Genomic DNA, 12,951 nt, shown 5'->3' on the forward strand with positions numbered 1-12,951 from the left:
GTCTTATGCTGACATCCCTTGCCAGCCATCTTCGATCGTCGTCGTCACCCTAAAAGAAGCGGCAGCGACGCCTCAGATCGGACCGCTCATCGTGTTGCAGTCGGACAGCTTGCCGCTCTTGTAGCCGCGCGCCAGCCATGTCTGCCGCTGCTGCGAGGTGCCATGGTTGAAGCTTTCCGGCACGACATAGCCCTGCATCTTCTTCTGCAGCGTATCGTCGCCGATCTGCTTGGCGGCATTCAGCGCGCTTTCGATATCGCCCTGCTCCAATATGCCTTTTTGCTGGGTGTAGTGGGCCCACACGCCGGCGAAGCAATCGGCTTGAAGCTCGATGCGCACCGAGAGCTGGTTGGCGTCGGCCTCGCTCATGCCTTGCCGCATCTGGTTGAACTTCTCCATGATGCCGGTGAGATTCTGCACATGGTGGCCGACCTCATGCGCCACCACATAGGCACGCGCGAACTCGCCGGAGGCGCCGAATTGCTGGTCGAGCTGCTGGAAGAAGGTCATGTCGAGATAGACCTTGTGATCGCCCGGGCAATAGAACGGCCCGGCCGCCGCCGAGGCGAAACCGCAGGCCGAACGGACCTGGCCGCTGAACAGCACCAGCTTGGGATCCTCATAGGTCAGGCCCTGGGACTTGAAGATGCCGGTCCAGGTGTCTTCGGTTTCCGCCAGCACCGTCGCCACGAACTGCTTCATCTCGTCATTGGCGGGCGCGCCGCCATTGTCCTGCGAGCCGCTGTTGTCGGTGATCTGGCCGCCATCGCCGCCGCCCAGGATTTGCGACGGGTCGAAGCCGAAATACCATCCCGCGAGCACGACCAGGATAACCAGGAGGATGCTGCCGCCACCGCCGGTACGGCCACCGATGGGAAGCTGGAACTGGCCGCCGCCACCCAATCCACCGCCACCGCCGCTGTCACTGCGTTCATCCTCGATGTTGTCGCTCTGACGACGGCCTCTCCAAAGCATGGCAACTCCTCGCAAACGCGAATGTCCTGGAGGGACTGGCCCGCGACCGCCCCCTACAGACAATTATCGCAACGGCTGGCCTAAGTCACAGAATTTTTCGCTCCGGCCAGATGTCGGCCGCGCCGGAAACTTCAATCAGGCAGGTAAAGCCGACCGACCATAAACTGGCTAAAAACCTCAACTTTTCTGCTTGGCGCCGGCGCTCTTGCCGTCCGAACTCTTCGAACGTTCCTCGAAACGCGCCGCGCCCTTCTTCAGCGGATGGCCGGTCTCGGCCTCGGTCTTGCGCTCGTCCTTGGCGGCCGCCTGCCGCAATCCCCTGGCTGCCTGCTTTCCTTTAGCGGTCGGTGCCTGTTCGACGCCCATTGCTTCCTCCTTGAGCGCGATAATCGCGCGATGTGTGGGAAGTAATGCGGCGGAGATGCGTCGGTTCCGCTTCAATCCAATCGGACTGGCCGGAGACCTAGGCCTGGCGATGCGTCATCGCCCGGCGGAAAGCTTCCAGCGTTTCGGCGCTGACATGATGCTCTATGCCCTCGGCGTCGATGCGCGCCGTCTCGGCGCTGACGCCGAGCGAGCGCAGGAACGCCTCAACCGTCTGGTGGCGGATGCGGCTTTCCTCGGCGACCTTGCGGCCGGCTTCGGTCAGGAACACGCCGCGATAGGGCTTCCGCGACACCAACCCATCGGCGCACAGCCTGGTCAGCATCTTTGCCACCGTCGGCTGCGCAACGCCAAGCCTTGCCGCGATATCCACCTGCCGCGCCTCGTTGCCGTCCTCGATCAGGTCGGCGATCAGCTCGACATAGTCCTCAACCAGCGCGCTGCGGCGCGCTTGGCGCTGCTGCCGGAACCCTTCCGAATGGATTTCGGCATCGGGAAGCGGCTCCTCGCGTCGAACTGGTTTGTTCCTCAGCGCCAATACGCGCTCCTCCTTGAATCGGGATCGCATCCATAACACGAACCCTGATGGTCCGGCCGTTTATTTGCATTCCCGCGCATGCGCAACCGGCGTCTGCGGCAGCCTGCCGCCAGCCTTGCTTTAGCGTATACGAAAGCATGATCAATGAAATATAGCCTATTGCATAATGTTGAGCCATGGCGTAGATAAAAGGCACATTCGATACATTCCAGCGGAAATCCCCCCAATGTCCGACGCCGATGCAGCAACCGTAGCCCGACCCGCATGGCGATTCGACAGGCCCGACGACGAGCAGCCGAGTCTGCGCGAGGTGAATGCCTCGATCGCGGTGCCCCAGTCCGGCGTCTGGTTCCGCCGCCTGTTCGCCTTCATGGGGCCGGGCTACATGATCTCGGTCGGCTATATGGATCCGGGCAACTGGGCGACCGACCTCGCTGGCGGCGCCCAGTTCGGCTACACGCTGCTTTTCATCATCATGCTGTCGAACCTGATGGCGATCCTGCTGCAGGCACTGTCAGCCCGCCTTGGCATCGCCACCGGGCGCGACCTTGCCCAGGCCTGCCGCGCCTACTATCCGCGCCCGGTCAATTTGATGCTCTGGATCGCCTGCGAGCTGGCGATCATCGCCTGCGACCTCGCCGAAGTGATCGGCACGGCGATCGCGCTGCAGCTTCTGTTCGGCATTCCGCTGATCGGCGGCGCCGTGCTGACCGCGCTCGACGCCTTCCTGGTGCTTTTGTTGATGAACAAAGGCTTCCGCTATCTCGAAGCCTTCGTCATCGCGCTGCTGATCATCATCTTCGGCTGTTTTGCCATCCAGATCTTCGTCGCCGCGCCGCCGGCCGGCACGATCCTGCATTCGATGTTCGTGCCGTCACCGGAGATCGTCACCAATCCAACGATGCTCTACATCGCCATCGGCATCATCGGTGCGACGGTCATGCCGCATAATCTCTATCTGCATTCCTCGATCGTGCAGACCCGCGCCTATGAGCGCACCGATGCAGGCAAGCGCGACGCCATCAAATGGGCGACGACGGATTCGACCATTGCGCTGATCCTTGCGCTGTTCGTCAACGCCTCGATCCTGATCGTCGCGGCGGTCGCCTTCCACAACACCGGGCACCAGGACGTTGCCGAGATCGGCCAGGCCTTCGAGCTCTTGTCGCCGCTGCTGGGCTTGAGCATCGCCTCGATCCTGTTCGCGGTCGCGCTGCTGGCCTCCGGCCTCAACTCGACGGTCACCGCGACGCTTGCCGGCCAGATCGTGATGGAAGGCTTCCTGCGGCTGCGCATCCCGCAATGGGCAAGGCGCCTCCTGACGCGCGGCATCGCCATCGTGCCGGTGGTGGCCGTCACCGCGTTCTACGGTGAGAAGGGCACAGCTCATTTGCTGGTCTTCAGCCAGGTGGTGCTGTCGATGCAACTGCCCTTCGCGGTCATCCCGCTGGTGCAGTTCGTGTCGGACAAGAAGAAGATGGGCAATTTCGCCATACCGCGCGGCGTCGCGGCGCTGGCCTGGGTGGTTGCCGCCGTCATCCTCGTTCTCAACTTCAAGCTGCTCTACGACACCATCGCCGGCTGACGCGACATTCGCGCCCGGCCGCGCTATCTTCTTCAAGCATGGCCGGATCGGACGACGCCCGCAAATTCTACGCCAGGCTGATGGCCGCACAGGCGCGTTCGGCCGACCCGCGCATCGAGCAGGTGTTTGCTTCCGTTCCGCGTGAGGCCTTTCTCGGCTCCGGGCCCTGGACCGTCTTCGCCGGCGAGGGCAGGATCCAAACGCCGACGGCCGATCCAAGCTATATCTACCAGAACGTGCTTGTCGTGCTCGATGCCGACAAGGCCATCAACAATGGCGAGCCACTGCTGCATGCCATGTGGCTCGGCAAGGTCGGGCCGAAGCCTGGCGAGCACGTCACCCATATCGGCGCCGGCACGGGCTACTACACGGCGCTGCTGGCGAAGCTGGTCGAGCCGGGCGGCAGCGTTACCGCCTTCGAACTCGAGGCCGGTCTCGCCGCGCGCGCCAGGACGAACCTCGCCCGATACGGCAACATCGAAGTGATCCATGGCGACGCCGTCGCCAATCCGCTGCCGCTATCCGACATCATCTATGTCAATGCCGGCGTCGTTGCTCCGCCCGCCGCATGGCTGAAGGCGTTGAAGCCCGGCGGCCGCATGATCTTTCCGTGGCGCCCGTCCGAAACCGTCGGCCTCGCGGTCCTCGTAACCCGCCTGGAAAACGGCTTTGCTTGCCGACCCTTCATGGGTTCCTGGTTCATCCCCTGCGTCGGCGCCTCCACGGCCGAGCCGGGCGCGAAAATACCGACCCGCGAGCGTGCCGCGCGCACCCGCTCGATCTGGCTGGCGGCGGCCAGGACACCGGACCGGACGGCAACCGCCGTGTTCGGCGACGTCTGGTTCTCATCGGGTGCTGTCCCCGCCGACAGCACGCGATAGAAATTTTAAAGGCCCTTGTCGAAAACGCGCCTTGCCGTTCGTCCTAGGAGCAATTCCGGGAAAAGTGCGAAGCGGTTTTCCGTCGGGAATTGCGTCAAAACGCTCTAACCAGAAATCCGGCCGCGACGGCGCGGATCAGCCAAAAGGAAAACCAGATGCGCAAGATCATCGCCGCCACATTCGTAAGCCTCGACGGCGTCATGCAGGCGCCCGGCGGCCCGGAAGAGGATCCGGTCGGCGGCTTCAAGTTCGGCGGCTGGACCTTCCATTACTTCGACGAGGTGGGGGGCGCGGCAATGGAGGAGCTGTTCTCCAAGCCCTTCGCCCTGCTGCTCGGCCGCAGAACCTACGACATCTTCGCCGCGTATTGGCCGTATCAGAACGATCAGATCGCCGATGTCTTCAACCCCGCGGTCAAATATGTGGCGACGCACCGGCCGGATACGCTGACCTGGCAGAACACGCAGTCGCTCGGGCCCGATATCGTTGCAAGGCTCAAGGAACTCAAGCAGGAAGACGGACCCGACCTGCTCATCCAGGGATCGGGCAACCTGATCCAGACCTTGCTCGCCAACGGACTGATCGATGAGATCCGGCTGATGGTCTTCCCGCTGGTGCTGGGCAAGGGCAAGCGGCTGTTCGGCGACAACGCGATGCCGGCGGCCTTCAAGCTCGTCAAATCGCAGACCTCCACCACCGGCGTCATCATCGCGACCTATGAGCGCGCGGGCGAAATCCGCACCGGCTCGTTTGCTCAACAGGAGCCTTCGCAAGCCGAGATGGAACGGCGCAAGAACTGGAAGTAGCACAAGGCTGCGGCGCGGCGGCCGGGCCCGCCGCGTATTCGCCTTATGAAGCCCCTTTCGCAACGACGACTGAACGGTCAGGAGCCGCCGATGATCCCTACCATCACCGCCTTCGAACGCTCGCCCGATGGTGGCAAGGGGCTGGCGCGCGACATGCACGTGCGCTGGGCGCTCGAGGAAGTCGGCCAGCCTTATGACGTTCGTCTCGTTTCGTTCGCTGCGATGAAGCAACCCGCGCATGTTGCGATCAGCCCCTTCGGCAATATCCCGACCTATGAAGAAGGAGATCTCGCTCTGTTCGAGTCGGGCGCGATCGTCCTTCACATCGCGGTGCGTTACCCTGGCCTGATGCCCGAGGATGCAAACGCACGGGCGCGCGCGATCGCCTGGATGTTCGCGGCCTTCAGCACCATGGAACAGCCGATCCTCGACCGCACGACGGCCGTGATCCTGGAGCGCGACACGCCGTGGCGCGACCAGCGCCTGCCCCTAGTCGACGACCGGATCCGCAAGCGACTGGCCGAGCTCTCCCGCCACTTGGGCGATCGCGACTGGCTCGAAGGCGCCTTCAGCGCCGGCGACCTCGTCATGGTGGGCGTGCTGCGCCGGTTGCAAAGATCGGGTCTGCTGACCGAGTTCCCGAACCTCGCCGCCTATGTCGCCCGCGGCGAGGCGCGGCCGGCTTTCAAGCGCGCTTTCGAGGCGCAACTGGCGGTCGCCATCGCCGCGTCGAGCGGCTGACCGGCCCCCCAGCCGTTCACGCCGCCTGGCGGTAGCGTGAGAGGCCCTCGCGGATATGGCCGGCAAAAGCCTGCGCGGCCGGCTGGGTGGCGTGCTTCGGCAGATGCAGGTTGACGGAAAAATTCGGCAGCGCCGGAAGCCCGGCATCGGACAGGATGTCGAGATCGGCCGGAACCGTCGAGGCAAGCCAGGTGGTCACCGCGAGGTCCGAGCGCACCGTCGCGGTCGTCGCATCGATGTTGCCGTTCTCGAACACGGTGCGCCAGTCGAGCCCGTGCTCGCCAAGCGCTGCCAGCACCGCCGGCCGGAAGGCGCAGGTGTCGGCGACGATGGAAACCGGCAGCGGCCGTTTCAGGCGTGCCGCCCCGCCTCTGGCGCCGACCCATACAAGCCGGTCGACGAGCAGGCATTCGCCGGCAGTGGGACCGACGCGCTCCTCGATGACGGCAAGGTCGATCGTGCCCGCCGCCAGGGCCGCCGCGAGCTCCGGCGAGGAAGCGCAGACCAGCGAGATCTCGACCTGCGGATAGGCCTCGGCATAGGTCTTCAGCACCGGCGCGAGCAGCGTCCCGACGAGATCGTAAGGCACGCCGATCCGCACCTGCCCGGCAACCGCCCCGCCCCTGATTTCGGCTAGGATCTCGTCATTGAGCTGCAGCAGGCGCCTTGCCCTGTCGAGCAGCCGCTCGCCGGATCGCGTCAGCTTCAGGCCGCGGCGGTCGCGTTCGAACAGGCTCTGGCCGAGCACCTCTTCCAGCCGCTTGACCTGCTGGCTGACAGCGCCTTGCGTCAGGTGAAGCGCATTGGCGGCCGCCGTCATGCTGGCCTTGTCGGCCGTCGTGACGAAGGTGCGGATGAGAGTCATGTCGAGATCGCGGGTCATGGCCGGCATTATAGTCCCTAATGCAAACCATATCAAACATTGCATTTACTGATGATTGGCCATGCCTAGCATGAAGCCTTCCATAAGGAACGCATCATGCTCCAACCTATCCTGCCCCTCATCCTGTTCGCTTTCGTGGCAACCGCCACGCCCGGCATCGCCACCACCTTGTCCACCGCATCGGGCGCTCAATTCGGCTTTCGCCGGTCGGTGCCGCTGATGGCCGGCAGCGCTGCGGGCCTCGCCACGGTAACCGGTGCGGCGGCCGCGGGGCTCGCCGGCCTGCTGCTTGCCATGCCGTCCTTGCAGCTTGCGATGAAGATCGCCGGCTCGCTCTACCTCGTCTGGCTCGCAATCAAGATCGGCCGCGCCGGGCCGCCCAATCTCGACGTGACCATGGCCAAGCCGAACAGTTTCTTCGGCGGCGCCGGCATCCAGTGGATGAACCCGAAAGGCTGGGCAATGGGCCTGGGGGCGGCGGCTTCGTTCGCCGCATTGGCCGACGGGCCGACGCAACTCGCTTTGCTGCTCGGCTCGACCTTCGGCCTCACCGCCGCGATCTCACTGTCCATCTGGTGCGTGGCCGGCATGATCCTGGCGCGGCTGCTCAAGACCGAATGGCAATGGCGGGCGCTCAACGTCGTGCTGGCGCTTGTGCTGGCCGCTTCGATCGTCCCGATGTGGCGGTCGGCTTAGAGCGCAAGCGCAATAAGTCTCACTTCGTAATCGGAATGGCGCGGCCCTGCACAACCTGGGTTCCTCGCCCCCGCAAAGCGGGGGAGAGGTGGCCGCGAAGCGGACGGAGAGGGGCAGCGCGGCGGGCGAAATCTTGGTGCGCTTGTCTTTCGATCGGCTCTGACTTCGCGTAGGGCGTCCCCTCTCCGTCTCGGCTCCGCCGAGCCACCTCTCCCCACTTCCGTGGGGCGAGGAACTCGAGCCCTTTCGTCACTTCAAGCCGCGTAGCGCGCCGCCGGCTTGCCGGAGAACAGGCTGCCGAAGAATTGGTCCCGGGCACCGAGATAGGTGGCCAGCCCGGCCGCATCGGCAAGGCCGGGCGCGGTGACGGTCTCGCCCTGGGCGAGCCCGGCAAGTGCCGCGTCGACCAGATCTTCGGCACTCATGATCCAGTCCGGATTGATCCCGTCGAGGCTGATGCCGGAGACGTCCCACAACTCGGTACGGATCGGCCCGGGCACCACTGATTGGACTTTCACATTGGTGCCGGCGACTTCCTTCTGCAGCGCTTCCGTGAAGTTGGCGACATAGGCCTTGGTGCCGCTGTAGATGCCGCCGACGGCAATGCCATAGGCGACGACCGAGGCGATGTTGATGATGGCGCCGCGGTTGCGCGCAAGCAGGCCCGGCAGCACCGCGCGGGTCAGCCTGGTCAGCGCCACGACATTGACCTTGATCATGCGCTCCGCCGTGTCGGCGTCGGCGTCGGCAATCGTCTCCAGGCCGGCCACGCCGGCATTGTTGATCAGCAACGTCACGCTGTCGTCCGTCGCGACCGCCTGCTCGACGCGGCGCAGATCGGCATCGACGGAGAGATCGGCGACAATCGTCTTCACCTTGCGGCCATAGGCATAGGCCAGCCTGTCGGCCACTTCCTGCAACCGGTCGGCGCGGCGCGCCACCAGCACCAGGTCGTAGCCCTGCCCCGCCAGCCGGTCGGCATAGACCGCACCGATGCCTGAAGAGGCGCCGGTGATGACGGCCGTGCCCTTGTTGTCCTTCGTGCTCATTGTCCTGTTCCTTTGTTTGGCTTCTTTGGTTCGGCGCCGACGACGACATCATCCGCCGAGCCTATGATTTCAATTAGTTGCATATGCCACTTTCGCCGAAGTAGGTATATGCCACTATCTTGTCAACGGCAGCGGCAAAAACTATTTCTGCGACAGGCTGGCGCATCTCATCGCCGGCAAGGAGTGATCATGACCGAAGCTCGGAAGCCAGGATTCAGCGACTGCAACAACGCCACGCTGCGGCGCGCCGCGCGCAGCCTCGGCCGCTTCTACGACGACGCGCTGGCGCCTTCGGGCCTGAAGAGCACGCAGTTCGGCCTGATCTTTCAGATCCACATCAGCGATGAGCCGGCGATGGGCACCATCGCTGAAGCGATGATCATGGATCTCTCCGCGCTCGGCCACACGCTGAAGCCGCTGATCCGCGACGGCTATGTCGAGACTTTTGCCGACAAGGACGACCGCCGCGTCAAGCGCGTGCGGCTGACGCCGCAAGGCCAGGCCAAGCTCGACGAGGCGCTCAAGCTTTGGAGCGTCGCCCAGCGGGAATTCGAGGATAAGGTCGGCGCGGAACAGGCGGCGAAGCTGCGCGCGGCGTTGGACGCGGTCGCCGACCTGAACCTCGAAATGCCGACGGCCGCTCCTTCAGACTGAAGAAGCGGCCATCGTTCAATTCCTTGGTTGTGTTAAGGCGTGATGAGATTCAGGTGAGGCCGAGCCGAAAATGGCGGGTTCCGAGCACCGGAGCGAAGCGTACTTAAGGTACGTGAGCACCGGAAGCGCAAGAAACCGTCATTTGCAGGCCGGCCTCACCTGAATATCATCACGCCTTACTCCGCCGGCATGGCGACCGGCCGCGCCAACATCCGGCCGGCAAGCACGACGCCCAGGCCGACAATCGGGAACACGGCTGCGATCAGGCCGAGATCGGCCGGGGCGCCGAAGCGCAGCACCGCGGCTCCGACCACCGCGCCCAGGGCGACGCCGAGATAGAGCGCCGAGGCGTTGAGCGACAAAACGATGGGCGCGGCGTCGGGTGCCAGCTTGATGATGCGGCTCGCCTGCGCCGGCGGGAAGGCCCAGCCGACGATGCCCCATGGCACCATCATGGCCATCAGCGCCGGTCCGGCCAAATGGTGCGGCAGGAAGGTCGGGATCAGCGAGAAGGTGACAAGCATCGCGGCCGACAGTGTCAGCGACCAGGCGACGGTGCGGGTGGCGCCGAAGCGGTCGGCGGCCTGCCCGCCGGCGATGTTGCCGATGACGGCGCCGACGCCGAAGGCAAGCAGCATGCCCGGCAGCGCGATCGGCGAGAGCCCGCCGCCTTCGATGGCCAAGGGCGCGATGAAGGCGAACACCGTGAAGGCTCCGACCAGCGCAAGCGCCGTCGTCACAAGGATCGGCATCACGCCGGGGCGGATGGCCGCCGCCAGCCGGCGCTTCAGCGGCAGCCTGGTGCCGATAATGCCGCGCGGCAGCCGCCACCACAGGATCGCGCCGGACAGCGCGCCGAGCGCCGCGATGGCGAAGAACGTGCCGCGCCAGCCGGCAATCGCCGCGACCAGCGCGCCGAGCGGCGCTCCGACCGCCACGGCCACAGTGGTGCCGCCGACGACGACGGCGATGGCGCGCGCCCGGTGGTGGTCGTCGACCAGCGCCACGGCCGTGCCTTGCGCGGTCGCCGCGAACAGGCCGGACGACAGCGCCATGACGATGCGCGCGATCAACAGCAGCTCGAAGGATGAGCTGAGCGCGGCAGCAACATTACCAACGACGAAGAAGACCAGCGTCCACAGGATGACGCGCCGCCGGTCCCATTCGCCGGTCAGCGTCGCGAGCACCGGCGCGCCGATCGCATAGGCGAGCGCGAAGGCGGTGATCAGCGAGCCGGCGAGCGGCACGGATATGCCGGCATCGGCGGCGATATCGGGAAGAAGGCTCGATATGACGAAGCCTTCGGTCGAGATCGCAAACGATCCGAGCGCAAGCCAGAAGATCCGCTTGTCCATGGGGAATTGTCCTTAGTTCAAAAGTTATTGAACAATTGGACACAGCAGGGCATGATGTCAACCGAGCCGAGACAAAATAGCTGAACCCTGCTGACAGCCCTGTGTCAGGACGGGCGGGAAATGAAGAAGCTACGCCTGTCGGCCAAGAAAGGAGCCGCGTTGAAGTTCGCGCCGTTTGTGCTTAATTCTGGGTCATGAGCCTGCCCCATCCAACCGCCGACCAGATCAGCCTGCCTATCGTGCTTGCCGTGCTCGGCGACCCGACCCGGCTTGCCATCGTGCGCTATCTGGCGAGCAAGGAAGGCGTGCCGCTGAACTGCAGCAAGTTCCTCGACCTCGCCTCGAAGACCAATCTCAGCTACCACCTCGCCAAGCTGCGCGAGGCGGGCGTCACCCGCAGCGAAGCGGTCGGCACCAGCCGGCTGATAACGCTGCGCCGCGACGACCTCGACAGGCGTTTCCCCGGCCTGCTCGACAGCGTGATTGCCGCGGCCGACGGCGACCCGGCGCTGCCGGCCGTCGGTGTGTCCGAGGCCGAGGTTTCGGTCTGACCCATGCGCATTGCTGTCCTTGCTGACATTCACGGCAACGTGCTCGCCCTGGACGCCGTGCTGAACGATCTCCAGCAGCGCGGCGGCGCCGACATCACCGTCAATCTCGGCGACTGCGTCTCCGGCCCGCTCTGGCCGCGCGAGACGATGGAACGGTTGCAGGCGCTCAACCTGCCGACGGTGCGCGGCAATCACGACCGTCGCGTGGCGCAGGACGCGGCCGACGAAACCATGTGGCCGTCCGATCGCTACGCCCAGGAGCGGCTGACCGCACCGCAGCGCGAGGCATTGCTCGCCCTGCCGATGACGCTGGATGTCGCGTCCGGAATCGTCGCCTTCCACGCCCGGCCGGACCATGACGAAAAATATCTCGCCGACGCCATTGTCGATGGCCAGCTGGTGCGGGCGCCGCTCGCCGCGATCGCGCGCCGGCTGAAGTCGCTCGATCCGGCCTGCCGCCTGGTGTTGTGCGGCCATAGCCACCGCAACGAATTGATCCGCATTCCTGGAGGTCCGGTCCTCTTCAATCCCGGCAGCGTCGGCTGCCCGGCCTATGATGACGACACGCCGCCGGCGCATGTCTCCGAACAGGGCTCACCGCACGCCCGCTACGGTATCGTCGAGCTTGGCAACGACGGCCGTCCCAGCCGCTTCGAAAGCATCGCCGTCGACTATGATCATGAAGCCGCCGCAAAGCAGGCCGAACAGGCGGGGCGGCCGGAGTGGGCGCACGCGCTGCGGACCGGGTTCATGAAGGATTGAACGGAGTTCATATCCATTGAGCGAAGCTCATATGAAGCGCAAGGTCACGCTCCCATCAACGCTGCTCTTGGCCGCTCCATTAGTGCTCGCCGTGCTGCCGGCCTTGGCTCAGAATGCGCCGGAACCGATCATCTCGATTATCGGCGGCCTCGCGCCGGACGATCTCCTCAACATCCGCGCCACCGCTTCGCCGGGTGGCCAGGTGGCGGCGCGCCTGCCCAACGGCGTGGCCGTGAAGAATTACGGCTGCAAGACCGTCAACAACTATCCCTGGTGCAAGGTCGAGGATACGCAGGACGCGCACATCACCGGATGGGCGCCCGCCCGCTATCTCAGCCCCAGCAATCCTGCGCCAGCGCCTGAAGACGTCTCCGTGCCCGCCGCCGAAGCCGTCGCGCCTCAGCCACCTTCCGAGGAGCCGCCGCCTGATATCGCTGCGCGCCTGGGTGGCAGTGAGCCAGCCGAGCCGCCATCCGCGGCCGAGATCGGCAGGACCGCCATGCAGGACGCCTATGGCCTCGCCTTCGCGGCCTCGGCAAGCGCCGATCCCGACGCCCTGCCCCGGGCGCCGGCATCCCCTGCGCTCGTCAGGTCGGCCAGCCAATGACCCGTTGCGAGATAAGCGTCGCGCATAAGGACGGCGACAGCACCGTGACGGTGACCTGGCCGGATGGCGGTAGCCGCGTCATCACCTTCCATGGCGGCAAGCCGAGCGGCTCGGATTCACCCGACGACTTCCGCTTCACCCGCGAGGGCAACCTCAACATGATCCGCATCGGCGTCTCCGAGCGTTTCGAGATCACCGATGCGCTGGCGCTGGGAGATTAGGGATTAGGCAGTAGGCAATAGGGACTAGGCGGTAGGGCAGGCGGACGCATCCCCCTACTGCCTACTGCCTACTGCCTACTGCCTACTGCCTACTGCCTACCGCCTACTGCCTACTGGAGTGCACCCCTGTCGTGAGACAGAGGAATAGGGACATGGTTGCGTTTATGCCGCACGGGGCTGCTGCGCAGCAACCCCATGCGGCGGCAAGTTAGCCTCGAACTCCATCGGTGATCGATAGCCGAGCGCCGAGTGCAATCGTTGGC

Annotated in this window: 16 protein-coding genes; 10 read left to right on the plus strand and 6 right to left on the minus strand. The window is 65.0% G+C overall.

The genetic code is table 11. The features are described from left to right. Positions 1–72 precede the first annotated feature (72 nt). From ypfJ to mntR, 3 genes are all read right to left on the minus strand, one after another. Positions 73–975, minus strand: coding sequence for a KPN_02809 family neutral zinc metallopeptidase (gene ypfJ, locus AC0YKC_RS29055; protein WP_320293477.1), 903 nt, complete (start codon positions 973–975; stop codon positions 73–75). Positions 976–1,152: 177 nt separating this feature from the next. Beyond that, the gene (locus AC0YKC_RS29060; RefSeq protein ID WP_140640705.1) at positions 1,153–1,341 is read right to left on the minus strand and encodes a hypothetical protein; all 189 of its coding nucleotides are present in this window, start codon (positions 1,339–1,341) and stop codon (positions 1,153–1,155) included. A gap of 97 nt (positions 1,342–1,438) precedes the next feature. After that, entirely contained in the window at positions 1,439–1,897 is a 459-nt protein-coding gene (gene mntR, locus AC0YKC_RS29065; protein ID WP_040996705.1) for a manganese-binding transcriptional regulator MntR, read from the minus strand. 226 nt (positions 1,898–2,123) lie between these two features. Between mntR and AC0YKC_RS29070 the strand changes: the two genes are divergently transcribed. From AC0YKC_RS29070 to AC0YKC_RS29085, 4 genes are all read left to right on the plus strand, one after another. Further along, on the plus strand, positions 2,124–3,482 hold the full coding sequence (locus tag AC0YKC_RS29070) for an Nramp family divalent metal transporter (RefSeq protein WP_320293476.1): 1,359 nt from the start codon (positions 2,124–2,126) through the stop codon (positions 3,480–3,482). 38 nt (positions 3,483–3,520) lie between these two features. Then, positions 3,521–4,363, plus strand: a complete 843-nt coding sequence (locus AC0YKC_RS29075; protein ID WP_488513560.1) for a protein-L-isoaspartate O-methyltransferase family protein — start codon at positions 3,521–3,523, stop codon at positions 4,361–4,363. A 155-nt stretch (positions 4,364–4,518) separates the two neighbouring features. Continuing rightward, on the plus strand, positions 4,519–5,169 hold the full coding sequence (locus AC0YKC_RS29080; RefSeq protein WP_488513561.1) for a dihydrofolate reductase family protein: 651 nt from the start codon (positions 4,519–4,521) through the stop codon (positions 5,167–5,169). A gap of 90 nt (positions 5,170–5,259) precedes the next feature. Next, entirely contained in the window at positions 5,260–5,910 is a 651-nt protein-coding gene (locus tag AC0YKC_RS29085) for a glutathione S-transferase family protein (RefSeq protein ID WP_488513562.1), read from the plus strand. 16 nt (positions 5,911–5,926) lie between these two features. On the opposite strand, the gene AC0YKC_RS29090 is transcribed toward AC0YKC_RS29085, so the two are convergent. Beyond that, the gene (locus AC0YKC_RS29090) at positions 5,927–6,793 is read right to left on the minus strand and encodes a LysR family transcriptional regulator (RefSeq protein ID WP_320293472.1); all 867 of its coding nucleotides are present in this window, start codon (positions 6,791–6,793) and stop codon (positions 5,927–5,929) included. A 96-nt stretch (positions 6,794–6,889) separates the two neighbouring features. Here AC0YKC_RS29090 and AC0YKC_RS29095 point away from each other — a divergent pair, with 96 nt between their 5' ends. Continuing rightward, positions 6,890–7,489, plus strand: a complete 600-nt coding sequence (locus AC0YKC_RS29095; RefSeq protein ID WP_488513563.1) for a LysE family translocator — start codon at positions 6,890–6,892, stop codon at positions 7,487–7,489. A 254-nt stretch (positions 7,490–7,743) separates the two neighbouring features. On the opposite strand, the gene AC0YKC_RS29100 is transcribed toward AC0YKC_RS29095, so the two are convergent. Further along, a complete protein-coding gene (locus AC0YKC_RS29100) occupies positions 7,744–8,538 on the minus strand; it encodes an SDR family NAD(P)-dependent oxidoreductase (RefSeq protein WP_488513564.1) in 795 nt (264 codons plus the stop codon). A 189-nt stretch (positions 8,539–8,727) separates the two neighbouring features. Between AC0YKC_RS29100 and AC0YKC_RS29105 the strand changes: the two genes are divergently transcribed. Further along, positions 8,728–9,192 (plus strand): MarR family winged helix-turn-helix transcriptional regulator, encoded by a 465-nt coding sequence (locus tag AC0YKC_RS29105; RefSeq protein WP_488513565.1) that lies wholly within the window; start codon positions 8,728–8,730, stop codon positions 9,190–9,192. A gap of 176 nt (positions 9,193–9,368) precedes the next feature. Here the strand turns inward: AC0YKC_RS29105 and AC0YKC_RS29110 are convergent, their stop codons facing one another. After that, positions 9,369–10,547, minus strand: coding sequence for an MFS transporter (locus AC0YKC_RS29110; protein ID WP_488513566.1), 1,179 nt, complete (start codon positions 10,545–10,547; stop codon positions 9,369–9,371). A gap of 194 nt (positions 10,548–10,741) precedes the next feature. Between AC0YKC_RS29110 and AC0YKC_RS29115 the strand changes: the two genes are divergently transcribed. From AC0YKC_RS29115 to AC0YKC_RS29130, 4 genes are read left to right on the plus strand one after another with little or no spacing between them, the layout of a single operon-like run. Further along, positions 10,742–11,098, plus strand: a complete 357-nt coding sequence (locus AC0YKC_RS29115) for an ArsR/SmtB family transcription factor (RefSeq protein ID WP_320293467.1) — start codon at positions 10,742–10,744, stop codon at positions 11,096–11,098. Positions 11,099–11,101: 3 nt separating this feature from the next. Then, positions 11,102–11,860 carry a metallophosphoesterase family protein gene (locus tag AC0YKC_RS29120; protein WP_488513567.1) on the plus strand — a complete coding sequence of 253 codons (759 nt, stop codon included), beginning with the start codon at positions 11,102–11,104 and terminating at the stop codon, positions 11,858–11,860. 16 nt (positions 11,861–11,876) lie between these two features. Beyond that, entirely contained in the window at positions 11,877–12,467 is a 591-nt protein-coding gene (locus AC0YKC_RS29125) for an SH3 domain-containing protein (RefSeq protein ID WP_488513568.1), read from the plus strand. Next, a complete protein-coding gene (locus AC0YKC_RS29130) occupies positions 12,464–12,688 on the plus strand; it encodes a hypothetical protein (RefSeq protein ID WP_488513569.1) in 225 nt (74 codons plus the stop codon). Before AC0YKC_RS29125 ends, AC0YKC_RS29130 begins: the two co-directional genes overlap by 4 nt. The last annotated feature ends 263 nt before the right edge of the window (positions 12,689–12,951 follow it).

Source organism: Mesorhizobium sp. CNPSo 4661 (assembly GCF_057784215.1).